Genomic DNA, 25,835 nt, shown 5'->3' on the forward strand with positions numbered 1-25,835 from the left:
CCTGTTTTATCAGTGAGAAATGATAGAACAAGGTAGCTATTTGTGATCAAGAGACAGCCCCTCAATGCCTACAGCTATGCCCAGTACTGTCACCGTTACAATCAGTGGCGTGGTTGTCAAAAGCGATCTATGCGACAGCTGCACAATGCAGGTGAAAAGTTATTTGTTGATTATGCCGGGCCAACCATGCCAATCATCAACCCGGACACCGGCGAAATTGCCCACAATGCCCAGATATTTGTGGCAGTGCTGGGAGCGTCCAACTATACCTACGCTGAAGCGACTCTGTCACAAAAAACAGAGGACTGGCTGGGGTCTCATGAACGGGCCTTTGAGTTCTTTGGTGGGGTGCCAGAAATTGTTGTGCCAGACAACCCAAAGTGCGCAGTTATCAAAGCCTGTCGGTACGAGCCGGATCTCAACCCATCATACCAGCACCTGGCTTGTCACTACCAGGTGGCAGTCATTCCGGCACGCCCCTACAAACCCAAAGACAAGGCCAAAGCAGAAGTCGGTGTACAGGTAGTGGAGCGGTGGATACTGGCCAGGCTTCGTCATGAAATGTTCTTTACCCTGGCAGAGCTGAACCTGCGGATACGTGAGCTGTTAATCGAACTGAACCTGAAGCCCTTTAAGCAGTTGCCAGGAACGCGACGTAGTGCGTTTGAACAACTGGATGAACCAGCCCTCAAGCCACTGCCGAAGCAATCTTTTGTGTTCGCTGAGTTTATCAAGGCCCGGGTGAATGTGGATTATCATATTATCTGCAAGGGGCACGCCTACTCGGTTCCCCATCAGCTTGCCAGGCAGGAAGTAGAAGTACAGGCGACTGAGCACTGCGTCACGATCTACGCTAACGGTAAAGTGGTGGCCAGCCACGCTCGCAAGCACACACGTGGATTTACGACGTTAGCAGTTCATATGCCGGAACGACATCGTCACCATCAGGATTGGACGCCTGAGCGTTTACTTAACTGGCTAACGACATTGGTCAGGAAGTCTATTGTTTTATTCAATCACTGCTGGATAGCAAGGAGCATCCTGAACAAGCCTATCGAGCTTCATTGGGGCTGCTAAACCTGCAGCGGGAATATGGAACTGAACGACTCAACAACGCCTGCGCCCATGCCAGGAACATCGGGGGTTATCGGTTAAAAAATGTCCGATCAATCCTCCAGTCAGGCAAAGACCTGATGCCATTGGAGCCACAGTTAAAACAAACGACAGGTCCCTTGCATGATGATCACGAAAATATTCGTGGCGCTATTTGCTATCAATAACCGGAGGCGAACATGATCAATGAAACACTGGCTCGCCTTAGGTCACTGCGACTGACCGGAATGGCAGATGCCCTCAATCAACAGCTGGACCAGCCGGGCACCTACAGTAGCCTTAGCTTTGAAGAACGACTGTCGTTGCTTACTGAGCAGGAAGAAACAGAGCGAAACAATAAACGTCTGGCTCGGCTGCTCAGAAGCGCCCGGTTTAAACTGGCTGCCCGGATACACGACATTGACTATGAACACCCCAGAGGTCTCAAACAGAACCAGATGGCCAGCCTGTCTGGAGGAGGCTGGCTTGACCGGTACAGGAACCTGTTGATCACCGGACCTTGTGGTTCCGGTAAGAGCTACCTGGCCTGCGCCCTTGGGCACATGGCTTGTCTGAAAGGCTACAGTGTCCGGTACTATCGGATGTCCAGGCTACTGGATGAACTGATCCTTGCCCACGGTGATGGCAGCTACAGCAGGCAGTTGAAACAACTGGCAAAAGTAGACTTGCTGATTCTGGACGACTGGGGCCTGGAACCACTGACGCAGCAACAAAGGAACGATCTGCTGGAAGTCATGGATGACAGGCACGAGCAAGGTTCCACGTTGGTTACCAGTCAATTGCCCACCCGGAAGTGGCATGCCAGCATTGGTGATGAAACTCTGGCCGACGCCATTCTTGACCGGCTTATGCACAATGCCCACCGGATTGAACTCAAAGGCGAATCCATGCGCAAAAAGCTTGGAAAATTGGACGCAGTTGAACACCTGGTCTAAAAATCACACTGGGCAATGTGTAAGGAGTTCAGGGTGTTCAAATGAAACAGAATAGGTGTTCAAGTTAACCAGAATACGCAACTGTGATGCCGAGACTCTCAAGGCAATCTACGAGAAACGGTGGAAAGTCGAGGTCTTCCATAAAACGCTGAAATCGAATGCGTCAATGGCCAAGTCACCGGCGCATACTGTGAGAACACAGAGTAATCATATCTTTCTTTCAATTTACTCAGCCTTCAGGTTGGAAGTATTGTCATTGAAAGTAAATCTGAATCACTTTCAGCTCAGAGCCAAAATCTATATGGCAGGGCTGAAAGCTTCGTTGGGGCAGCTGAGAGAGCTGTTAGCTGCGTAACTTCAGTTAAATATACTCACAACGAAAAACCCATCATTCAACAACAGGCAACCAGAGGCTGTAGTTATGCTGCAGCGGCAATGCTTATACATCAGCATAATCGCTGCTTTTCGGTATGCGACTTAAAATCAACAAACCTTGGTGATAACAGTTTCATATTTCAAGCCTTATCCAATGCAGGTTTATCTCCGTTTCAAACCCGATTTGCAAATCTTGATGAGCTAACCAGTGCGGTTAAACAGGATGGGCCTGCAATAGTCACAGTCAATAATGGAATGGGATTACATAGTATTGTTGTTGATGCGGTTACAGACACATCTGTTCTTATCCGAGACCCCTTCCACGGTTGGGAGGTTGAGATCGGCCGGGCCGCATTTGCAAAATCCTGGGATACTGATGACAATGCCATTCAGGTGAGATAGCTGACTGATTACGGATAAATGCCTGATGCCCTAAGCCCGAGCTACAGGAAAAACCTGTAGCTCGGAGTGAAATCAACGGTTTCCGCTATTATCACGACGTGGACGACGATCGCCACCACGGCCATCTTCACGACGGACGCCTCCTTCTCGACGACCACCTTCTCGACGACCACCTTCATGACGACCACCTTCATGACCTGTCTCTTGATCACAAATAGCTACCTTGTTCTATCATTTCTCACTGATAAAACAGGTCATGCTTCCACTTTCTCCTAAACCATGGTCAGAACTAACTTTTGGATGTGCTGATTTGGGTGATACTCGACGTACAAAACGACTTGTCAAAGTTGCTGCCGAGCTTTCAGCTCATACCGGTAATTCTTTGTCATCTTCATGCGAAGGTTATACCGCACTGGTAACTGGAGCTTACCGGCTGATTGAGAATGAGGCCGTAAAGCCTGAAGCAATAGCTGAGGCAGGCTTTCAGGCAACTGCCAAAATAGCGAGACAGTCTCGCCTACTTCTGGCTCTCGAAGATACAACAACCCTGGGTTATAAACATGCTGTCAGATCCGAGCTTGGTGATCTTGGAGGTCCTGAAGGCTCTAAAACCAGAGGATTCCACGTCCACTCTGTCTTCTTGGTTGATGCGGATACAGAGCGAAGCATTGGGCTTATTGATCAAGAACGATGGGTTAGAGAGGACGTTCAGCGGGGGAAAAAGAACCAACGTCGTCAGCTACCTTACGAGGGAAAGGAAAGCTTTAAGTGGCAAAGAGCCTCTGAAAACACAGAACAAAGGATGGGGGGTAAAATGCCTGACATCATCAGTGTTTGCGACCGGGAGGCGGATATATACGAATATATGCACTACAAACTGGATAACCGACAGCGGTTTGTTGTAAGAGCTACACAAAACAGAATCCTGGTGGATGGCGAACTCTTATTATTTGATTCCTTAGCTCAGACTGAAGTGTTGGGGAAATATACGATAGTGGTTCCTCAAAAAGGAGGTAGAAAGAAGCGAAAGGCAACGCTGCAGGTCAAAAGAAAGAAGATGACAATACAGGCGCCGCAAAGGCCAGGCGGCAGGCCGGAACCGGTAACTATGAATATTGTGTCGGCTGAAGAGATTGGCAATGACTCCGAAGACCGTTTGCACTGGGTACTATTGACAACTGAAGATATTGAAACATTCGAAGACTGTCGCTCTATCATTCGATTTTACGAGCTCCGATGGCGAATAGAAGAGTTCCATAAGGCTTGGAAATCGGGAGCAGGAGTAGAAAGGCTTCGTCTGCAATCTCCGGATAACATTGAACGACTTGCGGTCATATTAATGTTTGTCGCTGTCAGACTAATGCAAATCCGTGAAGCATTAATGTTACCGAATGACAGGCAGCACAAAGACAGAAAGCTTTGGAGTGAAAAAACACTCGCGAATGAGGTGGTCAGTGATGATGAATGGCAGGTTCTCTGGCTAACCTATGAAAAAAAAGCGTTGCCCGATAAGCCGCCAACAGTCACTTGGCTGCTTCAAACGATTGCTCGGCTTGGTGGTTGGGGTGATTCAAAGCATACAGGGCAGCCCGGCTGGTTAGTGGTATGGGAAGGCTGGGCGAAATTGCAGGATCGGGTAAAAACCTGGCAGATAGCCCGGCAGTTCAGCGCTGGAGAGATGTGATCAAGAGTCAGCTTCATGACGACTACCTTCATGACGACTACCTTCATGGCGACCACCTTCATGGCGACCACCTTCATGGCGACTACGACCACCATCACGGCGGCCACGGCGCTCGGTTTGGGGCTCGTCACCCGTCCACAATTTCAACTCCATTGGCCGGTTGCGAATCCTGGCTCCCTTCAGGGCTTCAATTACGCTCTTCTCCATCCCTTCTGGCAGATAGACTGACGAGCAATTATCAAACAGCCGGATATGGCCAATACTCTGTCCGGAGATTTTGCCTTCATTGGCAATGGCACCAACCAGGTCACCCGGGTTGATGCCCTGATCACGACCGAGCTCTACGCGGTAACGCACCATGCCATCATTGTTGCGTTCACGGCCACGCTCACCGCGCCTTTCGCCATCACGGCGTCTTTCACCCCGATCTCCTCTCTCACCACGCTCACGGCCTTCACCACGCTCACGACCTTCCCGACGGGGCTGCTCGGGCTCTTTGGCATCCGGAAATGGCCGCTCTTTCTGGGCCATAAAGCAGAGTGCTGCCGCCATATCTTCATAGCTCAAGGCGTTTTCCTGCTCAAGCTCGGCAACAATCTCGCGGAAGACATCCAGTTCTTCACCCATTTCCATCGCTTTGACGACATCTTCCTTGAACTGACGGATGCGGATATCACGCACGTCACTCATAGAAGGCAGACGCATGGTATCAATACGCTGTCGTGTTGCACTTTCGATGGCACGAAGCATTCTGCGCTCACGATGAGTAGCAAACAGGATAGCAGTACCTTCACGGCCGGCGCGTCCCGTACGACCAATACGATGAACGTAGGCTTCCGTATCGTATGGGATGTCGTAGTTCACTACGTGGCTCATGCGCTCGACATCAAGGCCTCTGGCGGCTACGTCAGTAGCAATCAGAATATCCAGGGATTTTTTCTTGAGGCGATCAACCACCTTCTCACGCAGTGCCTGACTCATATCGCCATTCAGTGCCGCTGCGGCAAAACCACGGGCTTCCAGCTTTTCCGCCAGCTCAACGGTGGCGGTTTTGGTGCGCACGAAAATAATCATGGCATCAAAGGGTTCCACTTCCAGAATACGGGTCAGTGCGTCCAGCTTGTGGAAACCACTGACCATACAGACTTTCTGGGTAATGGTGTCAACAGTCGCCGTTTTGGCCTTAATCTCAACCGTAGCAGGCTCTTTCAGGTGCGTATCTGCAATCTTGCGAATCTGGTAAGGCATGGTGGCAGAGAACAACGCCACCTGGCGATCAGCCGGAGTCTGCTCCATGATCCATTCAATATCATCCACGAAGCCCATGCGCAGCATTTCGTCCGCTTCATCCAGAACAACCGTTTTGAGAGTGTCCAGTTTCAGGCTTTCGCGACGCAGGTGGTCCATGACACGACCCGGTGTGCCGACAATGACATGAGCCCCACGCTGAAGGCTGCGTAATTGGCCACGCATATCCTGACCACCATAAACGGGCAACACATGGAACCCTTTCATGTGACGGGCATAGCGCTGGAATGCTTCCGCCACCTGAATAGCCAGCTCACGGGTCGGTGTTAATACCAGAACCTGGGGATCACGCTGCTTCAAATCAATGGCTGACAGCAATGGCAATGCAAATGCGGCTGTTTTACCGGTACCGGTCTGCGCCAGACCCAGAAGGTCACGACCTGCCAACAGGTGAGGAATACTCTGTGCCTGAATGGGTGACGGGCTCTCATAGCCGACATCCTGAACGGCCTTGATTACCGCTTCCGACAGGGGAAGGTCCGCAAAAGTCATCGCATTGTTGGTATCAGTCATTTGATACTCCATAACATAAGAATGCCGCAGCAAGAGTGGGTGCATACATCACGCATACGTCAGGCGGCATGGTAATAATCAGAAAAACGGCGACCGATAGCACTCTCTGCAACAAATTTGACAGACAGAAACGTTAAGACGGTGCGATGCGCCAGTAGTGTTCGGAAACATCGAGGGTCATGGACTTTCTGGTGCTACTACCCGGAACCGATGCCTGTGATCCCGGGTTCCGAATCGCCTGTGAGGTCCATGACTGCGTTTGAAGAGGCTTGATGAACAAGCTTGGCCTGCATTGGCAGAGGAAAATAAGATCTATTGATCTTCCAGCGGCCGAGCTCCTGAAAGTTTATTGAGAATTACTCAATAGCCTATCAGTAGAGCAGAAGTTTACTTTTCAGCCGGATTAAATGCAGGAAACGAAGCGCCAGGACTTCCCAACAAAATCCCTGCGGCCATCAGAAGGACTACGCACGGGACAGAAAAAGATCGATTAGTTTAGCGTGTTTTTTAGACAGTGAATACTGTTTTTATCCTTCAATCACCAGGGGATTATCACATCGGCGGATACTTCCCCTGAAAATGCCTTAATGTTACCAAACCGTTTGTCAGACTTTTTGTCGAACTGCTTGTCAAACTTTTGGTCTAACTACGGAAGCATCCGCCCCCTGGCACTCACATACAATTGATACCACTGATCTCTACTCAGCTCGATATCCTCAGCCTCTCGACAAGCCCTGACGCGCTGCGCATTTGTCGTGCCAATCACCGGTTGGATACCTGCGGGGTGGCGCATTAGCCAGGCCAATACAATCGCCTCTCTGGAAACACCGAGCTGCTCTGAAAACGCCTTGACCACGCGGGCCGTTTCCTGAATAGCGTCAGACTCACCCCGGACATCCTTGCCGGTGAACACCCCTTTGCTCAAGCAGCCCCAGGCCTGAAGCTGAATATTGTGGCTGCGACAATATTCAACGGTACCCGGCGTAAAACTGACCGACTGACCTTCAACATGATTCACCAGCACACCTTCCTCCAGCCAGTCCAGGTGAGTCAGGCTCATCTGCAACTGGTTGACCACGATGGGCTGATCAAGGAACGACTGAAGGTATTTGATCTGGTGGCCACTCATATTTGATACGCCAAAATGCCTGACTTTTCCGTCTTTCTGCAGTTGATGAAATGCTTCGGCCACTTCCTCTGGCCGCATAAGCGGGTCCGGCCTGTGCAGAAGCAGAAGATCCAGATAGTCGGTATGCAAACGGGCAAGACTGTTTTCAACACTATAAAGAATCCAGTCTCTGGAAAAGTCGTAGCGATTTGGCACGTTGCCTTCGGCAAAGCGAATGCCACACTTGCTTTGCAGGAATAGTGTTTCCCGCAACCCGGGTCGATCAGCCAATACCCCGCCAAATACCTGCTCAGCCTTACCACGGGTATAGATATCGGCATGATCAAAAAAGTTGATGCCGCTCTCCAGTGCGCTATCCAGAAACCGGTGCGCCTGCATCATATGATCTTTTGACACCGGGCTATTGTCCCAGCCTCCACCCAAACCCATGCAACCCGCTGCAATCCTGCTGGCGTCAGGTAAGAAAATAGTAAGGGGAATTCGGTTCATAAGACTCCAACCCAATCAGATTACTTATACGTTATGATGCGCGCATAGTAACAGCCTGAAAAGCAGTGAGACAATTCCAAAGAAAGCATTGCTGTCTCTGAAAATTTGATCAGGGGATTACCATTGGCCATAAAACCTGTTGATCACACAGCCAATCACTCCCCCAATCAAATCCATCCTTGAGAGGATAATGATCAATCCACAACCTGACTCTTCATGGCTTTGGGGTCATAGCTTTACGGGTCATGGCCTTACGGATACAAAGAGCAGCCCCACCCCAGGTAACACCAAAACCAAAGCTCATCATAGCAATTGCAGCAACAGTCATATCAGGCCTCCACAGGCATTGGAAAAGGACGACGGGTAGCAATCAGGCAGCTGACAATCACCATGGCTGTCACCATCCCCCAGCCAAACAACATCTGATCCGCAGAGGCATAACCACCATAGTTTTCCATTGCGGCGGTGATCAGGTTAGTGCCAACGATTACTAACAACAGACCTACGCAGAGATAGCGGATACAGAACTCCCACCAGGAACCCACCACGATCTCTGAGATGTTATTCACGTAACCCCGCATTTCAGGAAGCTTTTTAAATACCCAGGCCAGCAGGAACAGCTCAATCAGACAGCTACCCAACAACGCAATGTTATTAATGTAATAATCAACAAGGCTCTTGTAGGATTTCAGACTGCTACTGGGTTGAACATTGCTGAAGCCCTTTATCTACAAAGGTTGTCAGCATATTGTCCGGTAATGTTGCCCAATCCTTGTTTTTCGTGACCTACAGTCAGTTTTCACTGTAGAGCAGTTCGTAATCAAAATAGAGCCATCAACAATATCCAGCAGCAACAATCCGCCATTCGTCGCATAAGCCATCGAGATCAGCGCACCGGCACCACAGATGACTGTTGCCGTTCTACGGCGGGTCCAGCCCAGCTTATCCATGGCTGAGGAGACGATCGCTTCCATAATCGAGATATGAGAACTCATGCCGGCTACCACCAGGGCAATAAAGAACATGGGACCCAGCAACCATGGCATCGGCAAGAGATTGATCGCTGCTGGAATGGTCACAAAGGCAAGCCCAACACCGGAGCTAACTACTTCAGTGAGGGATACCCCCTGTTGTGCAGCCATATACCCCAGCACAGCAAAAATCATAACGCCAGCCATCATGGAGAAGCCGCAGTTAATAAAGACGGTCATGATCGCATTATTATTGATATCCGACTTTTCCGGCAGATAACTGGAATACGCGATCATAATGGCAAAGCCAACACTCAGGGTGAAAAAGATCTGCCCATAAGCGGCTGACCACACCCCGGGGTTCAGCAAAGCGGAAAAGTCAGGCTTGAACATCCAGTTAACGCCATCAGCAGCACCGGGCAGCATCAACACCCGCAAGGTCAGTACCACCACCATGATAAACAACAAAGGCATCATCAACTTGCCCAGTCGTTCAATACCGGTGCGAACGCCGGTAAAGGTGGCGTAGAAACTCACTATCCAGGCCAGAAGGATGGGCACAACAATGTGCCACTGCAACGAACCGAGGGCAGAAGGACTGTTATCCGCTCCCAGCTGCAAATAGTCCCCAAAGAAAAATGCGTTGGCATCCGCTCCCCAGCTCTGGGTAAAAGAGAAACCAAGATAGGAGATGCTCCAACCAATGACCGCTACGTAGTAGCAGGCAATAATTGCCGCCACCAGGACCTGAAACCACCCCAGGTACTCCATTTTGCTGTGCAGTTTGGCAAACGCTCTTGGGGCTGAACTGCGCAGCTTCTGCCCCAGGCCGAATTCCAGAATCATGAAGGGAATGCCGGCTGTCAGCATGGCGAAGAAATAAGGAATCAGAAAAGCGCCCCCGCCATTTTCAAAAGTTGAAACAATATAATTACTTTTTGTAATTTCTCAAAAACTGCTGGCAGCACCACACGGAAGATGACGTGAAGCCTCCTCAATCAGGTTACTCAATCTCGGAAATAACCCATCGCCCATTAGTCGGCTTTTCAGATAATCCCAAAAAGAGAGACCATACAGGCGACACGTTTTTTTCAGGCTGGCAAAGGTGTCGCGACATTGCCGCCCCAAATCGCTTCGCGTCCCACTACTGATCTTTCGTCGTTTAACATATTCTCGTATCTGACTCTCGCTCAGGTTGTTGTGCAGCGGTAAGCTCGGGTCATCCAGAACCAGTAATAGCTCTTCCTTGATTACAGCCAACCCTGACAGAGCATCCTGAAGAAGCCCACTGCACGTTTGGGTTTGGATCAGCGCCTGGAACCCCTGTCGTACTTTTATTGCCTTTTTTTCAGTTGGCTCTGTCTTGAAGTCTTTAAGGTCATCGTAAATGGCCCAGAACCATGTCCGAAGCCATTTCTGAGCCATGGCCTGCTGATCATTGACCGGATGAACTTTTGCCAGCCCTCGCTCTGCATGTATCCAGCACTGGCTGTGTTTGAAAACGTCGAACTGCCTTGCCCCATCACTGAAGGTGGTAAGATGTCCTGCTCCATGCTGTATCAGGCTGCCATAAATCATGGCTTCACTGGCCTGCTGGCGCCGTCTACCAGTTAGTCTCAGGTCTTTCATACATTCTTCCCAGGCTTCATGGCTCAGGAAGGTGACGCCTCTGTATGGATTAAGAACGCGTAGCCACTTTTTGGGGTAATCCAGTTTTTCCAGATAGATCAAGGCATCGTCGGTGAACGTGTAAGTTGACCATGGGCGGTGCAGTAGGCTTACGAAATTTTCCCGGCTTTTGCTGTCTGTGCTCTCGAACCAGGCAAAGGACTCGTTATTGATGATGGTGCAGTAACCGTTCTTCCCCTTATGCCTTGTTCCCGTGTCGTCTGTCTGGATATAACTTGAACAGCGAATACCTGTAGTCAACAGCTCATCTTTCTCAGCATGGAACTGCTCGTGTCCTTTCGTCAGAAGCTGGCTGAGTTCCCCGCTGGAAATAGAGATTCCAATGTCCCATAGCCAGTCCAGCAGTTCTGGCTGGGTAACGGAGCAACCATGATACTGGTGCAGAACGTAGGCCTGCAGCATTGGCCCGTAATGATGTCCATGAAGGCTGGCTGGCGGTTTGGCCGTAATGGTTTGTCCATCGGGTGTCACCCATTGCTCTAAAAGATATTCAATACTGGATGTTTGTATTGTCAGTTCCTGAACATGAAAAGGGGTGGTTCCATTCCTGATTGATCCCTCCGGAACATCAGTGGCAGCAATGGGTATGGATTTTTCCGCCGATGGCTTTCGGGGCTGTTTACGCTGCTTTCTGGTTTTCTCGTTGGGCTTCTTAACCTTCTGCTTTGACGAGGTGTCTGGGCTGGCTCCATCGTTACCCTCAGGAGCGGATGGATCTCCATCAGGGCTGCCGGTGTCATCATCGGGAGGTTTGGTGTTTGGTTTGATGTCAGGCTTTGCGGGCAGTTTTTTTAGACGACGAATCTCTGCTTCAAGCAATTCTATCTGCTCTTTGAGCTGAATGATCTGCTCTTGCTGCTGAGTGATGAATCTCAGTAGATCTTCAGGTTGTAACTGCTGGTGTTCTAGAAAAGCCATGGTGAGAGGATAGACGACTGACCGAAATTATCCTGCTTCCAGCACTTTTTGAGAAATTACAAAAAAACAGGCTCTATAGCCTGTCTCTGGTAATCTCGCTGATTAGATATACTGCCCATCTAGTTTTGCTTCTGAGCTTGTTGCGAGATAATGCAGCTCGTTATGCTCCGTATCAAAACCTAATAACACTCTGATTAATTTGTTATTTGTAGTGATTTCTTTAGCCTGCCATTTATAACCCTTTGGCAAGTGTCTATGGTCGCTCAATTCGAGGCTGTAATCATTGCAAACATTATATGTTTTCATTGTTGTTACTCCCTGAAATTTGAGCAGGCTCGCTGGCCTGCTCGGTTCGGTGATTAGAGTTTAAAGACAGGCTCGTCTTTTTGCTCACCCTTATCGAATTTTTCAGCCAGATCAATTACGGCATTTTTAAGTGCCTCTTTGATCTTGTCAGCTTGCTCGGCTGTGTACTCGTATTTTGACCTATCAGCCAGCTCGCTTACACGCTCGATTAATTTCAGAGCCTTCGGCATCCTGATATTCACTGTCGGCTAAGTTCCCTTTAATGGTTGGTGGTAGTTTTAATAGCTGTAGATATTCAGGTATTAAACAGAAATACTGAAACGCTATTAAAATTAAATATCAGCCATTGCCAGCTAAGAAATCCACTGAGCAAGGTCTTTCACTGCTCTTCCCAAGCCCTATGCTCTGTTGGTTTTTCTCAAGTACCTATAATAAATCTAAGTACTTATTACTCCAAGGTATGAAGAAAAAAACAACGCCAACCACTAAAGGGAACATAGCCTTCACTGTCTCTACAAATCTTTCTTCAGGAGACTTTTTAGATTTGCCGTTACGTTCCAGTTTGTCCTTAGCCATGGTGTTACCCTCTTTTTTGTTGGTAGTAGTTTTCTTGCTGGTGGTTTTAGTAGTAGTAGTCATGATTGTTACTCCTTTATTTATCATTTTTCGTTGTTTGTATTTTTAGTATGGGTTGCCTGTCGTGTATTTCAATTAAAAAATACCGCTCGGTGATAAGCGGTATTTCTTTACCGTTTACTCTGCATCTAAGATAGCTGATTTCAGATTGGCATACTCGAAGTATTTATTCATTGCGCCGATGACGTCGCCTTTATAGCTGTCGTAAATTGTATCGCTGGTGCTGTAGTCGTCATTGATTAAATAGACTAATACCACGGCGGTTGTCTCATCAACTAATTGAAACTCAATGAAGCAGCGCCCACGGTTGTTAGTATGTTCCATTATTTCTGGTAGTAGTGCGAATTTATGTTTCATAGCGATTACTCCTGATTTAATTCGTCTGCTCTATTGATACTCCAGTCAAACTTATCTTTAAAAACTTTGGCTTCGTCAGGTGTCAAGTACAGTCTATGATTTCCGATCACTATCATTACCTGATATTGATTCGTATCACAGTCTTTAGTTATTCCAGAAGAAAATGAGCCGGTCTCTAATGTTTTGTCTCTACCTCGCTTCATTATTTTTTTGAGTTCCATTTTTCGCACCTCATTTTTCGTTGTTGTTATTTTAACTATGGGTCGCCTGACGTGTATTTCAATAAATTTTTTTAGTCCCTGACCAGCGGCAAATCAGCTGATAAGCGGGTGTAGAAAAGCTCTATTCCATTTACGTGTTTACCAGCCTCGGCTATATGTTCGGCTAGGCTCGCCAGCTTCTCGGCTAATAGAGCTACTCGCTTCGCCTCAATCATTGCCGAGCATACTAGCTCGGCATTGTCGGTAACTAGTAGAGTGTGTGCGTTCATGGTCGTAGCCTCGCTGTTAAAACTTCATACTCTTTTCGAGCTTTTTGAGTTCGTCTGTCAGGGTTTTCAGTTTGGCTCTTTTCGTATTGCAGACTGCTGATTTCATAAATCAGGCTGGAATCCTCCTGTGGCAGGGCTTGGCAATATTTAGCCAGCAGTTTCCTGAAGGCATTGTATATCAAGGCCTTTGGCCAATTTTCATTGCAGAGCAGTCTGTAACCCGAAAAGAGCCTTCAGTTTTTTGGGTTTCGGTATGGTGATGCTTACTTCGTCTACGCTCTCCATCCACTCTTCATCGTCGGTGTATTTTTTCATATCTCCCGCTACTTCAACGGTGAAAAATCGGGAGATAGTTTCCAGCCAAGATACAGTAGACTTCAGGTCGTCTAATACAGGCTTCATTTCCTCTGCTCTCATGATCTTGGTTTCGATTGATTCTTTTAATTGCTTTGTTGTTTTCATTATTGCGCCCTCGCTATCTTTAAATCGGTAATGGTAAATCCTGTAGTCATTGTCGGCGCTGGTATGTTTCCAGTCTGTATATCAAAAGCAATATCAGACTCGGCTAAACAATATGCTTCAGAATCATCAACGGCGGTCAGGGTGCCAGTGATTTCTTTTTTCTGGTTCTTGCCAGCTTGTATTTCAAAATAAACTGTTGCTGTATATACGTGGTTGTTCATGCTGCGTCCCTCGTTTTTCGTTGTTGTTATTTTTTAATATGGGTTAGCAGTCGTGTATTTCAATTAAAATTTACCGCTCGGTGATAAGCGGTAATTGTGCGGATAAGCGGGTGTTAGTCTAAATAAATAAAAAAGCAGTCTTTACTTATATCATCTTCTAATACTCTGCGAGCCTTCATTACTTTCAACAGATCATCTTCGGAAAATTCAAATTGCTGATCATCATCATCTGTAGATAGATAATGGTCGGCGGCTCGCTTTAATTCGTTGGTAATTAAATCTAACTGTGATAATTCATCGTGTAGGAGATTCAGTAGCGTCTGCTTTTCTTTCTTCATGGTGGTATGCTCCAGTAGGGTAAAAGGTTTTGAGCAGGCTCTCCAGCCTGCTCGCTCCTGATTAGATTCTGAACACTGGCTTTTCTTCTTTCTCACCGTGTTCAAATTTATTCACTAATTCAGCGAGTGCGGATTGCAGAGCCTCTTTGATCTTATCGGCTTGCTCGTCTGTATAGTCGTAGCGAGACTTATCAGCGAGTGCGCCAACACGGTCAATTAAGCGGAGAGTCTTAACCATTCTGATATTGGCAATCTCAACGAATTTTTCTGATTTAGATTTTTTGGTTTTCATGGGCTTCTCTCCCTGTTGCTTTTTAGTAGTAGTTTTTTTAGTGGCTGTTTTGTTTGTAGTAGTCATTGTGTTGCTCCTTGCTTTTGATTATTGATTTTGCCTTGCTTGTACTTTTACTATGGGTTGCCTGTCGTGTATTTCAAATTATTTTTTAATTTTTTTCGTCCCTCTTTATATAGGTTTTTCGCCCTTTTTTCTGGTAGCTGCCTCACCTGGCATTCGCTAGACCTCGCTGATAAGCGGGTGACCTGGCTTACTGCCGGGGTCCCTAGAGTTCTTTCTTCGTTGCGGGTTCTAGTGGGCGCGGTGTTTCGTTAGCGCCAGAACTCAAAAATGGGTATACATTTTTTTGAAAAGGCTGGATTTCACGATGAAAACAGGCTGAAAGGCAATTCATTGGTATACAAATAGCCCTGAATAGAATCAGGGCTGGCCTGAATCAATAATCAATGGCGAGCATGACGGTTAAAACCCTAATTGTTTTGGATAAGTCCTCTGGATTCTCCGATCCGTGCTCTAACTCACGGTCGTAATAATCGAATTTGATAAATATTTTTTCATTATCAAAATCGAGTGATAACCAATCATGTTCACCGTATGGATCATTGTCTTCATGGAAGTTATCAAAGTTGGCAATAGCTGTTGCTAAACCAATCTTGTCTTTAATGGTATGAGTTAGATTGGCAGTCATCATTACAATATATAAACAGCCTTCGCTTTCTAGCTTTTCTTTTTCCTCGGGATCAATTAGCGAGCGCCGAACCCTGTCATTATAAATAGCTATAGATTTCATAATTAGTACCTCCGTATTGATTAGCTATTGTTATGGTTCCGGGGCTTATATAGGTCATCAGCCGCCTACCCGCTTATTTTTTGATATAGCGGCAAAAAAATAGGGATAACGCTCGGATGCAACTATATGGCACTACTTACACAGGCCGAGTTTGCCAGACAACAGGGCTTTACCAGAGGCTATGTCACCAAGCTGATTAATAAGGGCATTATCAAATTGGTGAATAAAAAGGTTGATTCAGCCGCAGCCATAAAAGCCATTGAGAAAAACACTGACCCATCAAAACACCGTCCCTCAAAAGCAAAGCAAATTAGTCAACCGGCAGAAATTCTCCCGGCAGGTGGCCAGCCCGGAGCGGTTGATTTCGTCACAGCCCGGACGATGCGAGAAGCCTTCCGGGCAAAGCTGGCAAAGCTTGATTTTGAAGAACGGAGCGGCCAGCTCACTGATGCGACCAAAGTTAAAAACGATGCCTTCAAAGCCGGTCGGATTATCCGGGATGAACTGTTGGCCATACCGGATCGCTTAGCTGATGTACTCGCCGCAGAGGACGATGCCGGGGAAGTTCGGAAGATTATTTTTGAAGAACTGGAACTGGTATTAAATCGCCTATGCAAGTAGAGCAATCCCCATACTTTGAAGGCTTCTTTAAAGGACTCTTACCGGATACCCGTCTAACCGTTTCCGAGTGGGCTGACAAGAAAAGAGTCCTCCCGGCAAAAGCGGCAAAAGAAGCGGGGCGGTGGCGGACTGCCAGAACGCCTTATTTAAAAGAGATCATGGATGCCCTCTCGCCATCTTCTCCGATAGAGAAAGTGGTGTTTATGAAAGGGGCGCAGGTCGGCGGCACGGAATGCGGTAATAACTGGCTCGGCTATGTCATCGACCATACACCGGGTCCGATGATGTATGTATTGCCAACGCTGGAACTGGCCAAGCGTACCTCCAAGCAGCGTATCGCTCCGATGATCGAGGAAATGCCTGATCTGAAAGAGAAGGTAAAAGACCCTCGAAGCCGTGATAGCGGCAATACCCTAATGAGTAAAGAGTTCCCGAACGGTGTGCTTATTATGACCGGGGCGAACTCTGCGGCAGGCCTCCGCTCAATGCCTGCCAGGTTCCTCTTTATGGATGAGATTGATGCCTATGACGATGATGTTGATGGCGAAGGTAGCCCAATCAATCTCGCTATAAAACGGACAGCAACCTTTAGCCGAAATCGCAAAATCCTGATGGTCAGTACTCCGAACATAGCGGAGACGAGCAAGATTGAAGCCGCTTATGATGACAGCGATAAACGTCGCTATTTGGTTCCCTGCAATGCCTGTGATCATTACCAGCCGATTGTCTGGTCACAAATCCGATTTGATGACGGGGATTCTTCGACGACAAGATTTGAATGTATTCGGTGCAGTCATCAGCATTTTGAGAAAGACAAGCCTCGCATGCTCGCTAATGGCTACTGGCAAGCAGAGATGGAAAAGAGCGAAAAGGTAGCAGGCTTTCACCTCAGTTCACTCTATAGCCCGAATGGCTGGTACAGCTGGCAGAATGCCGTGGAGGATTTTCTAGCGGCAGAAAAGAACCCGATCCAGTTAAAAGACTGGACGAATACGGTGCTTGGTGAGACGTGGGTTGAAAAGGGTGAAACCGTCGAGCATGCACTGCTTTATCAGCGGAGGGAGCATTACTCGGTAGAAGTCCCTTGGTGGGTTGAAGTCCTGACCATTGGCTGTGACGTTCAGGATGATCGTATCGAGTTTGAAGTCACCGGTTGGGGTGCGGGTGAGGAAAGCTGGTCAATCGACTACGTCCGCTTATACGGTGACCTTTCCCGTCAACCGATATGGGATGCCCTCGGTGAAATGTTCCGCAAAAGCTACACCCGTCAAGACGGGATCAAGATGAATGTAGTGCAGGCCTGTATCGACTCCGGTGGTCACTTTACCGATGAAGTCTATGCCTTCTGTCGAAAGCAGGGAGCGGATTGGGTTATCCCGATCAAAGGGAGCTCTCAGGCTGGCAAGCCGATAGCGACCTTCCCGAAAACCCGGAATAAAAAGGGTGTTTACCTCACCATTATCGGGACGGATACCGCAAAAGAACTGATCTATCAGCGTTACCGCATCTTGGAGCCGGGAGCGGGTTATTGCCATTGGCCGATCAAGGACTGTTTTGATGAAGACTATTTCAAACAGGCAACCGCTGAAGAAAAGATCAAGAAATACAAGCTTGGTGTCCCTTATTTTACTTGGGATGCCAAAAGCCGGAGAAACGAGGCGCTGGATTGCCGTGTCTATTCTCTCGCTGCTATTCGCATCTTGCAGCAGCATCGAGGAATCAATCTCGAACGACTGGCATCCTCACGACCCTCGCCTGAAACTCCACTGGATGAAGAAGGCCAAGAAGAAACGCAGAAGCTAGGCCGACCGATCCGGCGATCCTCCAAGAGTTCCTACCTAGTTCTCGTCCAAAAACACAACCAATTGAAAACTGTAGATTTTATCCTGAAAAATTAAGTGGAGCCCTACTGCTATCTGGCGACTAAACTTCCCAAGAGCAAGAAACATAAGGGATTGCCAAAAACAGAGGACTCCAAATGCGCAAAAAACGCAACCCGCAGTGTAGTATGGAACTCCATTACGTACCTCATGAAATCTGCTCCCAGCTTTCCGGTATCTCGCAATGGCTTGACGCCCATCCACAGTTCAATGACTGGATTTATGAGGACTTAAGTTCTGGTGATAAACAGAACACTGGGCGGAACGGACTATCAGCAGAATCCGTTCTTCGTGCGGCACTCCTGAAACAGTATTTGAATTGTGATTATGACTACTTGTCGTTTGTTTTGATGGACTCCATGCTCTTTCGAGACTTTTGTCGCCTCGAACCAAACCAGCGCCCCAGTCGCTCCAGTTTGCATGGGCTCATCAGCCTTCTTACTGCATCTACATGGGAACGGATTAATAACTGTCAGCTAATGACCGCTAAAGATCAGGGTATTGAAAAAGGGCGCACTGTGGCTATTGACAGCACAGTCACCGAATCGGATATCAAACCTCCTTGCGACAGTGATCTTTTAGCCAGTTCCGTTAAAGAAATTTGTCGGCTGCTGGAACGGGGACAAACACTGACAGCGACACCGCTTTATGAATATACCCATCACAACCGAGCCGTAAAAGATGCGGCCAGAAAATGCATCTACGCTGGCAAAGAGAGCGGCATCAGCATTATAAAAAACTGCTGCAGTTGACCCGAAAATCCCGGAAGGTACTTATCGAAGCTACTGTCACGCTAGCAAACGCCCGTCAGCAGGGGCAGTGTCTCCTGGCTGATGATGCCGACAAGTGGCAGGCCGATGTGGATCACCTGTTACCCCTGGTGGATGCAATAGTCTCCCAGACAGAGCGCAGGGTCTTTAAGGGTGAAAAGGTGCCAGCCCAGGAAAAAGTGGTTAGCCTGTATGAACCCCATACGGATATCATCGTAAAAGACAGGCGGCAAGTACAGTATGGCCATAAACTGAACCTGGTTCAGGGAAAAAGTCGATTGATCCTGGACCTGGTTATTGAGGAAGGTAACCCAGCGGATTCGGACCAATTCATTCCGATGATGGAAAGACAAAAAGAAATTTATGGTCGTGTACCTCGCCAGACAAGCGGTGACGGCGGATACGCGTGTCGCGCTAATTTGGAAAAAGCCAAGGCCATGGGAATCAGCGATGTAGCTTTTAATAAGAAGCGCGGACTTGAAGTCGAAGAGATGACTAAAAGTCAGTATGTGTATAAAACGCTCTTTCGCTTCCGGGCAGGTATTGAAGCGGGAATTTCGTGGCTAAAGAGATGTTTTGGGCTATCACGTTGCCACTGCAAGGGTTCTGAGCGTTTTGATTCTCATTGCTGGTTATCGGTGGTCTGTTACAACCTGGTGATTCTGGCCAGACACCCGGCACCATCATGATAGCCACCTCCACGCTACATGAAAGTACCTTTCCAGCATGGTGGGAGGATGTTTTCTGCCTGCTTTTCGCGTTTTTCTCCAATATCCGTCCCAGATTAGAGAAAAAAAGGGAAGAGTTTTTGCGGCTCTCTGGAATTTCAGGAAATATCAAAACGAACGTACAATCTAATTATGATTGCCTGATGCGTTTTTGGACGAGAACTACCTAAACGGATAACAGCCCTGAGCGAGAAAAGCCATGTTCACGGAAGAAGAATATCGAGCACTGAAGCGTGCGGTGTTGCTGCGTGATACCCGTGTCGTCGAATTTGAAGGCCGGAGAGTCGAGTTCAGCAGCTTTGCCGAAATGGAGCGTCGTTTGCAGGCGATTGAACGGGAGTTGATCAAGCAGCAGAAGCGTCCCAAGCAATACGGCATCTATTCGTCAAAAGGAGTTTGAGAATGGGCTTTCTGTCGAACTCATTAACGAAAATAGCAAGGCGGTTTTCCAATCTTGCTTACACCGCTGCCGGCAGTGGTCGGCGGACGAAAAGCTGGTATGCGCCTTCGTCCTCTCCGAATACGGCGCTCACAAGCGATCTGACCAAGCTCATTAACCGATCAAGGGCGGCGATCCGTAATGATCCGTGGGCGAGCAGTGGCATAGATAAACTGGTCAGTAATGTCATTGGCCGTGGCATTACGCCTAAATCATTGGTTGATGACGATAAGCTCCGGGAAGAACTGCAAACGCTGTTTCTTCATTGGTCGGATGAATCCGATGCCGATGGCCTGTTAAGTTTCACTGGTCAGCAATCCCTGATTACCCGCTCGATGTTCGAGGGTGGCGAGTGTTTTGTCCGGCTCCGTCCAAGACGGTTACAAGATGGCTTATCTGTGCCACTACAGCTGCAAATTCTCGAATCAGAATATGTGCCGGTCAGTCACAACAAGAAACTGGATAACGGCCACGAAATTAAAGCCGGTCTCGAGTTTAACGGCATTGGTAAACGGGTTGCTTATTACTTCCATCGTGAGCATCCCGCAGAGTTCTCTTTCAACAGTGAAAACCTTGTCCGAGTTCCGGCTGACAACGTCCTCCATATTTATGAGGCATTGAGGCCGGGGCAACTCCGTGGCCAGCCGTTGTTGTCACAAGTACTGGTCAGGCTCTTTCATCTGGACAAGTTTGATGATGCGACCTTGCTCCGTCAGGAGATAGCCAACCTGTTTACTGGCTTTATCAAGAAGCCCTCCCCGGAGCAGGAGCCGATTGATCCATTAACCGGGCAACCGATCCAGTACGGTGCTGATGGCCTCCCGATGGTGGCTATGGAACCTGGCACCATGCAGGAACTCGCACCGGGCGAAGAAGTGGAGTTCAACAGCCCTCCGGGAACCGCTGCGGATTACCCGAACTTTATGAAGCAGCAGCTTATGGCGATAGCGGCTGGCATTGGTATTCCTTACGAGATTCTTTCCGGGGATATGGCCGGTGTGAGTGATCGGGCGCTCCGCCTGATCATTAATGAGTTCCGCCGACGCATTCAGCAGATTCAGCATAACCAGATCATCTTTCAATTCTGTCGCCCGGTCTGGAACCGTTGGCTCGATATGGCGGTGCTGAATGGTTCGGTCAGCCTCCCTGACTACCAAGGCCGACAACGTGACTATCGACGGGTTAAGTGGATTGCCCACGGCTGGCCATACATGCACCCGGTTCAGGATATGCAGGCACAGAAGATGGCCGTTCGGTCTGGCTTCAAATCCCGTTCTGAAGTGGTCAGTGAACTCGGTTATGACAGCGAACAGATTGATGAGGAAATTGCAGCGGATAACCGGCGTTCTGATGGGCTGGAACTGAAATACGACAGCGATGCGAGGGAATCCGAACGTCAGGAAGTGAACGATGGACTTAACAAGGATACTGGCGTTTAGCGGTGGCAAAGATTCGGTGGCCGTAAGCCAATACCTTTTAAAAAATGGCTATCGCTTCCCTCATGTGGCGGTTATCAACAGAGAACTCGATTACTGCTGTCATCTGGCATTTATCGAAAGCTACTGCAACCAATTCAACCTGCCACTGATTTTTATTGAACGGAAAAAACATGGCATGGATTTTTTAAGAAAGAATCCAAAGTTCATTTTTCCGGTGACATCAGCAAGGAAAAATCGTTGGTTCCGAATCTTTCAGCGTGAAGGCATCAAAGAGTTTGCTGAAAAATACCGGGTGAAAATGGTCACCTATGGTCGTCGCCTTGACGATGGGAACACCATCAAAAGTAAGCGATACCAGAATGCCAACGGTATCTGGCAGCTGTTCCCTATCCGGTCATGGAGCAATCGGTATACCGAGCAATACATTCGCCCTTATCCGCTATCGCCTATTTATGAAACACCGAGAGGCAAGCGGAGAGGAACCCACACCATAAACATTGCCAACCTTTATGGTGAAACCCAGTTTGATGATGCGATCAATTTCATCAAAGCCACGGATGAAAACAAGTATCCAAATATTTTGGAGCTCATGAACTACAAGGAGAAATACTATGGCTCATAATCGCCAGTGGTTTGCCTTCAAGAACGAAGCAGGTCAAACCCCTGAACTATTCATCTATGACGACATTGATGATTGGTGGGGCGTTTCGGCACAGAGCATCGTCGATCAGATCAGGAATACCGAAGCCTCTGATATTAATGTGCGTATCAACTGCCGGGGTGGCATGGTATTCGAGGGCATTGCAATCTATAACGCTCTCCGTCTACACAAGGCCAGCATTCATATCAGCATCGAGGGACTGGCGGCGAGCATTGCCAGTGTTATCGCTATGGCAGGCGACACGGTCACTATCGCTGAAAATGCCATGATGATGATTCATAACCCGTATGGTTGGGCGCAGGGTGACGCAGAGGCCATGCGTAAAACCGCCGAGGTCATGGACAAAATTGCAGACAGTATCGCCGTTTCCTATACCGCCAGAACCGGGAAAACCATCGACGAAATGAAAGCCCTCATGGAAGCGGAAACATGGTTTACCGCTAAAGAGGCGCTGGACATTGGGTTGGTTGATCAGATTGATGAGCCGGTTAAAGCCGCTGCCTGCTTTGACCTCTCCCGCTTTACCAATGCACCTGCCGGGTTTGGCAAGCAGCCTGAACCGGAAAATAAAAAGGTGTCGGAAAAACCAGAGCCAGAGCAAAAAGAACCGGAAGCCTCAACGGATGAGAAACCTGAAGTTGATGCTCTGGCTATTGCTTCTCTGTGTAACCAAGCTGGCTACCCGGAAAAGACAGAGGCGTTCTTGAAAGAGAGCCTTTCAGAAAATGAAGTCCGGGCTAAGCTGGCTGACTTTGCAACGATTAAGAATTACTGCAAGGCGGCAAACAAGCCGGATATGGCAACCAGCTTTATCAAGGAAAACAAATCCGCTGATGAAGTGAGAAACACGCTTTTTGATCTGCTGACCGAGAATGATGAGAGTATCAACAATTCACTCTCTCCCGAACAGCAGGGCAGGAAGCAGACCACCAACGCTATCGACACGCAGGCTATCTACAGCAAGCGTAACCGGGCATAACCCTCCCTTTCATCCTCCCATAAAAGGACTAGGCTCTTGTAGGATTTCAGACTGCTACTGGGTTGAACATTGCTGAAGCCCTTTATCTACAAAGGTTGTCAGCATATTGTCCGGTAATGTTGCTCAATCCTTGTTTTTCGTGACCTACAGTCAGTTTTCACTGTAGAGCAGTTCGTAATCAAAATAGAGCCAAGGACTATTACGATGAGTGTAAAAACTGAATCGGCGTACACTGCTGAGTTTCTGGTATCCGAAGGCAACAACAGCATCAGCCGTGAGCAGGTTGCCATTGCTGCTAACCTGGCTCTCGAACCCGGGACCGTGGTTGGCAAGGAAACCGCTACTGGCGACTACAAGCCCCTCGATCCTGCCGCAGCCAATGGTACTGAAACCGCTGCCGGTGTTCTCTACGCTGGCAAGACAACCGATGCCTCCGGTGGTAACGGGGTGATTATTGCCCGACTCGCTGAGGTCGTGGATAGCCTGCTCGTATGGCCTGCCGGTATTACCGACGAGCAGAAAGCAACTGCGGTCGGTGAGCTTGCCGGTCTGGATATCATTATCCGCAATTCCTAATCCCAACCTTTCGCAGTACTTCCCTTTTAAAACAATCTCTGTCTAAGGAGAGATAGCATGGCTTTCATGGATATTTTTAACGATGATGCGTTCAGCCTCACCAGCCTGACCGCTACCATCAATGAGATGGACTATAAGCCCGGTCGTTTGGGCGAGCTCGGCCTGTTCCGGGAGAGTGGTATCAACACTACAACCGCAGTGGTTGAAAGCGTCAATGGCGTTCTGCGTCTGCTGCCTTCTTCCGAGCGTGGTGCTCCGGCAACTCAGGCTGTCGGTGACAAGCGCCAGATGCGCAGCTTCGTTATCCCGCACATTCCACACGACAGCACCATCATGGCGGCTGAAGTGCAGAACGTGCGCCAGTTTGGCAGTGAAGATGCAATGCAGGGGGTTCAGGCAGTAATCAACCAACGCCTCGCTCGTATGAATGCCAATCATGAAGTGACGCTTGAATTTCTGCGTATGGGTGCGCTCAAGGGCGAGATTCTGGACGGTGATGGAAGTACTGTACTTTACAACCTCTTTGATGAGTTTGGCGTGAGTCAGCAGACTCACAACTTTAACTTTGGCAGTACCACCACTGATGTGCGTTTGCAGTCTACCAAGGCTCGCAGGCTGGTCGATGATGCCATGGGTGCAGAGCCTTATACCGGCCTCCGGGCATTTGTCGGCAAAGACTTCTTTGATGCCCTTGTTAATCACAAGTCGGTCAAAGAAGCTTACCAGCGTTGGCAGGATGGTGAAGCCCTCCGCAACGATCCGAAAGGTACTTTCCGCTTCGCAGACATTAACTGGGAAGAATACCGTGGATCGGTCAGCGGTCAGGACTTTGTCGCAGACAATGAAGCGTATCTCTACCCGGAAGATGCTGACATCTTTAGAACCTGGTTCGCTCCGGCAGACTTCATTGAGACTGTAAACACCATCGGCCTCCCTCGCTATGCCAAGCAGAAGGTCATGGACTTTGATAAGGGCGTGCTTGTTCATACCCAATCAAACCCACTGCCGATCAATCTCAAGCCAAGGGCGGTTATCAAGCTCACTATGAGCTAATCGCTAACGGCTGGTCTTTATGGCCAGCCTATTTTCCTGTTTATGGAGACTGCCCTTATGGACGAAGCTTTCAAGCAACTGGGTCACTCAATCCTTTCGACGTTTGGGAAGTCCCTTTCTATTACTTTCGCTGATACCTCAACGCTGGAAACCCTCGGGATCATCAAGCAACAGGTGGTTGAAATTGGCCAGTATGAGGCAGTAGCGGGAGAGATTACCGTGTTGTCACTCGATAGCGCTATCCGGCTCAAGCGAGGGGATACGGTATTGGCCAATGGCAGCACTTATGAAGTGGATCGGAAACTAAAAGACGATGGTTATTTAGCCCAATGGAATATCTATGCTAATTGAGCAGGAAGTCAGCGGGGATATTGAAGAACTGACAACACTGTTTAAGCACTCCCCAAAGAAAACTGAATTAGCCATTCAACGCACCATGCGAAAATTAAGCAAATGGGTCGAGCGGCAAGTATTAAGAGAGTTGGCAAGCCAGCTGAAAATTACACAGAAACTTTTTAAAGAGTTTGGCCGGGTTAAAACAACACTGAGCAGACCAAAGAGTGATTCCCAATATCTTATCGTCTGGATAGGAACTTTCCCGGTCGGTGCTCACAAGTTCGGTAAAGCCCGACAAACCCCAAGAGGTGTTCAGGTCGGCAGACATTCCTTCTGGCAAAGTGCCTTCCTGATGCAACCGGTCAATTCACCGAGAGAGTTTGTATTCAACCGTAAAAGAGAATGGGCGCACCGTTATCAACAATCCCAACGATCAGGCCGTTGGATGTGGATGGGGCTTCCCATCGAAAAGAAGTCCGTAAAGATTTTTTCCGCAGCAGAAGCGGCGCTCAATACGATGCAGCCGAAAATTTTTGAACGCTTTTCAACCCTGCTCCATCAGGAATTAAATTATGCCTTCAATGTCGAACCCCGAAAGTCTGGTAATTGAAAAACTGATAGAGCATTTAAAACAAGTCGCTCCCAATACCCAACTCGGCTATTCCGCTATCGGTCAGGAACAGGACTTAGAGCTTCCTGCCATATTGGTTCAGTTAGAATCCATCAACGAAGAACAACGGCAGGGAACAAAAGCAAAATACCGCATGGAATTTAATATCAGTGCAGTCGCCAAAACAAACAATGACACCACTTACAACCTCATTGACCTTACTCGCTCCATTCGTGAGTTATTCACAACCGGGGAACGCTTTACGCCTGAAGCGAGAACCATGACTTTCAGTGAAACCAACTTCGATGGCTAAGTTACCGTT

General features: G+C 48.4%; 36 protein-coding genes. 19 read left to right on the forward strand and 17 right to left on the reverse strand.

Translation table 11 applies throughout. The features are described 5' to 3' along the window. Nucleotides 1-42 precede the first annotated feature (42 nt). The 5 genes from istA to MJO57_RS07575 are packed head-to-tail and all read left to right on the forward strand — an operon-like array spanning nt 43 to nt 2,825. The gene (istA, locus tag MJO57_RS07555; RefSeq protein WP_252024194.1) at nt 43-1,077 is read left to right on the forward strand and encodes an IS21 family transposase; all 1,035 of its coding nucleotides are present in this window, start codon (nt 43-45) and stop codon (nt 1,075-1,077) included. Then, a complete protein-coding gene (locus tag MJO57_RS07560; protein ID WP_252024196.1) occupies nt 1,065-1,280 on the forward strand; it encodes a hypothetical protein in 216 nt (71 codons plus the stop codon). Before istA ends, MJO57_RS07560 begins: the two co-directional genes overlap by 13 nt. Nucleotides 1,281-1,292: 12 nt before the next feature. Further along, nucleotides 1,293-2,048 (forward strand): IS21-like element helper ATPase IstB, encoded by a 756-nt coding sequence (istB, locus tag MJO57_RS07565; protein ID WP_252017309.1) that lies wholly within the window; start codon nt 1,293-1,295, stop codon nt 2,046-2,048. Nucleotides 2,049-2,103: 55 nt separating this feature from the next. Next, nucleotides 2,104-2,403: a hypothetical protein gene (locus tag MJO57_RS07570; protein WP_371924800.1), complete on the forward strand. Its 300-nt coding sequence runs from the start codon at nt 2,104-2,106 to the stop codon at nt 2,401-2,403. Between the two features lie 35 nt (nt 2,404-2,438). Continuing rightward, complete coding sequence (locus MJO57_RS07575) at nt 2,439-2,825, forward strand: cysteine peptidase family C39 domain-containing protein (protein ID WP_256493330.1); 387 nt, start codon at nt 2,439-2,441, stop codon at nt 2,823-2,825. 41 nt (nt 2,826-2,866) lie between these two features. Here MJO57_RS07575 and MJO57_RS07580 read toward each other — a convergent pair whose 3' ends face one another. Continuing rightward, a complete protein-coding gene (locus MJO57_RS07580; RefSeq protein ID WP_252024200.1) occupies nt 2,867-3,019 on the reverse strand; it encodes a hypothetical protein in 153 nt (50 codons plus the stop codon). A 62-nt stretch (nt 3,020-3,081) separates the two neighbouring features. Between MJO57_RS07580 and MJO57_RS07585 the strand changes: the two genes are divergently transcribed. Continuing rightward, entirely contained in the window at nt 3,082-4,509 is a 1,428-nt protein-coding gene (locus MJO57_RS07585) for an IS4 family transposase (RefSeq protein WP_252017676.1), read from the forward strand. On the opposite strand, the gene MJO57_RS07590 is transcribed toward MJO57_RS07585, so the two are convergent. The 16 genes from MJO57_RS07590 to MJO57_RS07665 form a co-directional block, all read right to left on the reverse strand. Next, entirely contained in the window at nt 4,510-6,330 is a 1,821-nt protein-coding gene (locus MJO57_RS07590; protein ID WP_252024202.1) for a DEAD/DEAH box helicase, read from the reverse strand. It lies immediately after the preceding gene. Between the two features lie 646 nt (nt 6,331-6,976). Continuing rightward, nucleotides 6,977-7,948, reverse strand: coding sequence for an aldo/keto reductase family oxidoreductase (locus tag MJO57_RS07595; RefSeq protein ID WP_256493250.1), 972 nt, complete (start codon nt 7,946-7,948; stop codon nt 6,977-6,979). A 214-nt stretch (nt 7,949-8,162) separates the two neighbouring features. Then, a complete protein-coding gene (locus tag MJO57_RS07600) occupies nt 8,163-8,276 on the reverse strand; it encodes a MetS family NSS transporter small subunit (RefSeq protein ID WP_252024206.1) in 114 nt (37 codons plus the stop codon). Nucleotide 8,277: 1 nt separating this feature from the next. Continuing rightward, nucleotides 8,278-8,589 carry a hypothetical protein gene (locus tag MJO57_RS07605; protein ID WP_252024207.1) on the reverse strand — a complete coding sequence of 104 codons (312 nt, stop codon included), beginning with the start codon at nt 8,587-8,589 and terminating at the stop codon, nt 8,278-8,280. Nucleotides 8,590-8,688: 99 nt separating this feature from the next. Next, nucleotides 8,689-9,864 (reverse strand): sodium-dependent transporter, encoded by a 1,176-nt coding sequence (locus MJO57_RS07610; protein ID WP_371924870.1) that lies wholly within the window; start codon nt 9,862-9,864, stop codon nt 8,689-8,691. Between the two features lie 3 nt (nt 9,865-9,867). Further along, nucleotides 9,868-11,526 carry a transposase gene (locus MJO57_RS07615; RefSeq protein WP_252017470.1) on the reverse strand — a complete coding sequence of 553 codons (1,659 nt, stop codon included), beginning with the start codon at nt 11,524-11,526 and terminating at the stop codon, nt 9,868-9,870. Nucleotides 11,527-11,885: 359 nt separating this feature from the next. Next, nucleotides 11,886-12,074, reverse strand: a complete 189-nt coding sequence (locus MJO57_RS07620) for a hypothetical protein (RefSeq protein ID WP_252024211.1) — start codon at nt 12,072-12,074, stop codon at nt 11,886-11,888. A gap of 184 nt (nt 12,075-12,258) precedes the next feature. Beyond that, nucleotides 12,259-12,471, reverse strand: a complete 213-nt coding sequence (locus MJO57_RS07625) for a hypothetical protein (RefSeq protein ID WP_252024213.1) — start codon at nt 12,469-12,471, stop codon at nt 12,259-12,261. Between the two features lie 114 nt (nt 12,472-12,585). Next, complete coding sequence (locus tag MJO57_RS07630; protein ID WP_252024215.1) at nt 12,586-12,792, reverse strand: hypothetical protein; 207 nt, start codon at nt 12,790-12,792, stop codon at nt 12,586-12,588. A gap of 38 nt (nt 12,793-12,830) precedes the next feature. Beyond that, a complete protein-coding gene (locus MJO57_RS07635) occupies nt 12,831-13,046 on the reverse strand; it encodes a hypothetical protein (protein ID WP_252024217.1) in 216 nt (71 codons plus the stop codon). A gap of 71 nt (nt 13,047-13,117) precedes the next feature. Then, nucleotides 13,118-13,315 carry a hypothetical protein gene (locus MJO57_RS07640; protein ID WP_252024219.1) on the reverse strand — a complete coding sequence of 66 codons (198 nt, stop codon included), beginning with the start codon at nt 13,313-13,315 and terminating at the stop codon, nt 13,118-13,120. Between the two features lie 198 nt (nt 13,316-13,513). Next, nucleotides 13,514-13,777, reverse strand: coding sequence for a hypothetical protein (locus MJO57_RS07645; protein WP_252024221.1), 264 nt, complete (start codon nt 13,775-13,777; stop codon nt 13,514-13,516). Continuing rightward, nucleotides 13,777-13,998 carry a hypothetical protein gene (locus MJO57_RS07650; protein ID WP_252024223.1) on the reverse strand — a complete coding sequence of 74 codons (222 nt, stop codon included), beginning with the start codon at nt 13,996-13,998 and terminating at the stop codon, nt 13,777-13,779. Before MJO57_RS07650 ends, MJO57_RS07645 begins: the two co-directional genes overlap by 1 nt. A gap of 113 nt (nt 13,999-14,111) precedes the next feature. After that, nucleotides 14,112-14,336: a hypothetical protein gene (locus MJO57_RS07655; protein ID WP_252024224.1), complete on the reverse strand. Its 225-nt coding sequence runs from the start codon at nt 14,334-14,336 to the stop codon at nt 14,112-14,114. 61 nt (nt 14,337-14,397) lie between these two features. Beyond that, nucleotides 14,398-14,694 (reverse strand): hypothetical protein, encoded by a 297-nt coding sequence (locus MJO57_RS07660; protein ID WP_252024226.1) that lies wholly within the window; start codon nt 14,692-14,694, stop codon nt 14,398-14,400. 373 nt (nt 14,695-15,067) lie between these two features. Next, nucleotides 15,068-15,421 (reverse strand): DUF3768 domain-containing protein, encoded by a 354-nt coding sequence (locus MJO57_RS07665; protein ID WP_252024228.1) that lies wholly within the window; start codon nt 15,419-15,421, stop codon nt 15,068-15,070. A gap of 126 nt (nt 15,422-15,547) precedes the next feature. Here MJO57_RS07665 and MJO57_RS07670 point away from each other — a divergent pair, with 126 nt between their 5' ends. From MJO57_RS07670 to MJO57_RS07730, 13 genes are all read left to right on the forward strand, one after another. Next, nucleotides 15,548-16,042, forward strand: a complete 495-nt coding sequence (locus tag MJO57_RS07670; protein ID WP_252024230.1) for a hypothetical protein — start codon at nt 15,548-15,550, stop codon at nt 16,040-16,042. Continuing rightward, nucleotides 16,033-17,940, forward strand: coding sequence for a phage terminase large subunit family protein (locus tag MJO57_RS07675; protein ID WP_252024232.1), 1,908 nt, complete (start codon nt 16,033-16,035; stop codon nt 17,938-17,940). Before MJO57_RS07670 ends, MJO57_RS07675 begins: the two co-directional genes overlap by 10 nt. 80 nt (nt 17,941-18,020) lie before the next feature. Further along, entirely contained in the window at nt 18,021-18,674 is a 654-nt protein-coding gene (locus tag MJO57_RS07680) for a hypothetical protein (RefSeq protein ID WP_252024234.1), read from the forward strand. Next, nucleotides 18,617-19,381, forward strand: coding sequence for a transposase (locus tag MJO57_RS07685; protein ID WP_252024236.1), 765 nt, complete (start codon nt 18,617-18,619; stop codon nt 19,379-19,381). The genes MJO57_RS07680 and MJO57_RS07685 overlap by 58 nt, the downstream gene beginning before the upstream one ends. Before the next feature lie 238 nt (nt 19,382-19,619). Next, nucleotides 19,620-19,820, forward strand: coding sequence for a phage head-tail joining protein (locus MJO57_RS07690; protein ID WP_066017944.1), 201 nt, complete (start codon nt 19,620-19,622; stop codon nt 19,818-19,820). A gap of 2 nt (nt 19,821-19,822) precedes the next feature. Next, nucleotides 19,823-21,298, forward strand: coding sequence for a phage portal protein (locus MJO57_RS07695; protein ID WP_252024238.1), 1,476 nt, complete (start codon nt 19,823-19,825; stop codon nt 21,296-21,298). Then, nucleotides 21,270-21,920 (forward strand): phosphoadenosine phosphosulfate reductase family protein, encoded by a 651-nt coding sequence (locus MJO57_RS07700; protein ID WP_252024240.1) that lies wholly within the window; start codon nt 21,270-21,272, stop codon nt 21,918-21,920. The genes MJO57_RS07695 and MJO57_RS07700 overlap by 29 nt, the downstream gene beginning before the upstream one ends. Further along, entirely contained in the window at nt 21,910-22,938 is a 1,029-nt protein-coding gene (locus tag MJO57_RS07705) for a head maturation protease, ClpP-related (RefSeq protein ID WP_252024242.1), read from the forward strand. Before MJO57_RS07700 ends, MJO57_RS07705 begins: the two co-directional genes overlap by 11 nt. A 204-nt stretch (nt 22,939-23,142) precedes the next feature. Then, the gene (locus MJO57_RS07710) at nt 23,143-23,514 is read left to right on the forward strand and encodes a head decoration protein (protein ID WP_252024244.1); all 372 of its coding nucleotides are present in this window, start codon (nt 23,143-23,145) and stop codon (nt 23,512-23,514) included. A gap of 57 nt (nt 23,515-23,571) precedes the next feature. Beyond that, nucleotides 23,572-24,567 (forward strand): major capsid protein, encoded by a 996-nt coding sequence (locus tag MJO57_RS07715; RefSeq protein ID WP_252024246.1) that lies wholly within the window; start codon nt 23,572-23,574, stop codon nt 24,565-24,567. Between the two features lie 42 nt (nt 24,568-24,609). Then, entirely contained in the window at nt 24,610-24,918 is a 309-nt protein-coding gene (locus MJO57_RS07720; protein WP_252024248.1) for a head-tail joining protein, read from the forward strand. After that, a complete protein-coding gene (locus MJO57_RS07725; RefSeq protein WP_252024250.1) occupies nt 24,908-25,513 on the forward strand; it encodes a hypothetical protein in 606 nt (201 codons plus the stop codon). The genes MJO57_RS07720 and MJO57_RS07725 overlap by 11 nt, the downstream gene beginning before the upstream one ends. Beyond that, complete coding sequence (locus MJO57_RS07730; protein ID WP_252024252.1) at nt 25,485-25,826, forward strand: hypothetical protein; 342 nt, start codon at nt 25,485-25,487, stop codon at nt 25,824-25,826. The genes MJO57_RS07725 and MJO57_RS07730 overlap by 29 nt, the downstream gene beginning before the upstream one ends. Nucleotides 25,827-25,835: the final 9 nt, after the last annotated feature.

The sequence above is a fragment of the Endozoicomonas sp. SCSIO W0465 genome (genome assembly GCF_023716865.1).
Lineage (GTDB): Bacteria > Pseudomonadota > Gammaproteobacteria > Pseudomonadales > Endozoicomonadaceae > Endozoicomonas.

Bases quoted from the DNA above. Each gene is read 5' to 3' on its own strand.
- MJO57_RS07595 (WP_256493250.1), bottom strand. From the start codon at position 7,948: ATGAACCGAATTCCCCTTACTATTTTCTTACCTGACGCCAGCAGGATT.
- MJO57_RS07660 (WP_252024226.1), bottom strand. From the start codon at position 14,694: ATGACTACTACAAACAAAACAGCCACTAAAAAAACTACTACTAAAAAG.
- MJO57_RS07580 (WP_252024200.1), bottom strand. From the start codon at position 3,019: ATGAAGGTGGTCGTCATGAAGGTGGTCGTCGAGAAGGTGGTCGTCGAG.
- MJO57_RS07600 (WP_252024206.1), bottom strand. From the start codon at position 8,276: ATGACTGTTGCTGCAATTGCTATGATGAGCTTTGGTTTTGGTGTTACC.
- MJO57_RS07705 (WP_252024242.1), top strand. From the start codon at position 21,910: ATGGCTCATAATCGCCAGTGGTTTGCCTTCAAGAACGAAGCAGGTCAA.
- MJO57_RS07640 (WP_252024219.1), bottom strand. From the start codon at position 13,315: ATGAACGCACACACTCTACTAGTTACCGACAATGCCGAGCTAGTATGC.
- MJO57_RS07675 (WP_252024232.1), top strand. From the start codon at position 16,033: ATGCAAGTAGAGCAATCCCCATACTTTGAAGGCTTCTTTAAAGGACTC.
- istB (WP_252017309.1), top strand. From the start codon at position 1,293: ATGATCAATGAAACACTGGCTCGCCTTAGGTCACTGCGACTGACCGGA.
- MJO57_RS07590 (WP_252024202.1), bottom strand. From the start codon at position 6,330: ATGACTGATACCAACAATGCGATGACTTTTGCGGACCTTCCCCTGTCG.
- MJO57_RS07725 (WP_252024250.1), top strand. From the start codon at position 24,908: ATGCTAATTGAGCAGGAAGTCAGCGGGGATATTGAAGAACTGACAACA.
- MJO57_RS07665 (WP_252024228.1), bottom strand. From the start codon at position 15,421: ATGAAATCTATAGCTATTTATAATGACAGGGTTCGGCGCTCGCTAATT.
- MJO57_RS07655 (WP_252024224.1), bottom strand. From the start codon at position 14,336: ATGAAGAAAGAAAAGCAGACGCTACTGAATCTCCTACACGATGAATTA.
- MJO57_RS07650 (WP_252024223.1), bottom strand. From the start codon at position 13,998: ATGAACAACCACGTATATACAGCAACAGTTTATTTTGAAATACAAGCT.
- MJO57_RS07700 (WP_252024240.1), top strand. From the start codon at position 21,270: ATGGACTTAACAAGGATACTGGCGTTTAGCGGTGGCAAAGATTCGGTG.
- MJO57_RS07695 (WP_252024238.1), top strand. From the start codon at position 19,823: ATGGGCTTTCTGTCGAACTCATTAACGAAAATAGCAAGGCGGTTTTCC.
- MJO57_RS07645 (WP_252024221.1), bottom strand. From the start codon at position 13,777: ATGAAAACAACAAAGCAATTAAAAGAATCAATCGAAACCAAGATCATG.
- MJO57_RS07680 (WP_252024234.1), top strand. From the start codon at position 18,021: ATGCGCAAAAAACGCAACCCGCAGTGTAGTATGGAACTCCATTACGTA.
- MJO57_RS07615 (WP_252017470.1), bottom strand. From the start codon at position 11,526: ATGGCTTTTCTAGAACACCAGCAGTTACAACCTGAAGATCTACTGAGA.
- MJO57_RS07630 (WP_252024215.1), bottom strand. From the start codon at position 12,792: ATGGAACATACTAACAACCGTGGGCGCTGCTTCATTGAGTTTCAATTA.
- MJO57_RS07690 (WP_066017944.1), top strand. From the start codon at position 19,620: ATGTTCACGGAAGAAGAATATCGAGCACTGAAGCGTGCGGTGTTGCTG.
- MJO57_RS07585 (WP_252017676.1), top strand. From the start codon at position 3,082: ATGCTTCCACTTTCTCCTAAACCATGGTCAGAACTAACTTTTGGATGT.
- MJO57_RS07715 (WP_252024246.1), top strand. From the start codon at position 23,572: ATGGCTTTCATGGATATTTTTAACGATGATGCGTTCAGCCTCACCAGC.
- MJO57_RS07710 (WP_252024244.1), top strand. From the start codon at position 23,143: ATGAGTGTAAAAACTGAATCGGCGTACACTGCTGAGTTTCTGGTATCC.
- MJO57_RS07635 (WP_252024217.1), bottom strand. From the start codon at position 13,046: ATGGAACTCAAAAAAATAATGAAGCGAGGTAGAGACAAAACATTAGAG.
- MJO57_RS07730 (WP_252024252.1), top strand. From the start codon at position 25,485: ATGTCGAACCCCGAAAGTCTGGTAATTGAAAAACTGATAGAGCATTTA.
- MJO57_RS07685 (WP_252024236.1), top strand. From the start codon at position 18,617: ATGCATCTACGCTGGCAAAGAGAGCGGCATCAGCATTATAAAAAACTG.
- MJO57_RS07670 (WP_252024230.1), top strand. From the start codon at position 15,548: ATGGCACTACTTACACAGGCCGAGTTTGCCAGACAACAGGGCTTTACC.
- MJO57_RS07720 (WP_252024248.1), top strand. From the start codon at position 24,610: ATGGAGACTGCCCTTATGGACGAAGCTTTCAAGCAACTGGGTCACTCA.
- MJO57_RS07625 (WP_252024213.1), bottom strand. From the start codon at position 12,471: ATGACTACTACTACTAAAACCACCAGCAAGAAAACTACTACCAACAAA.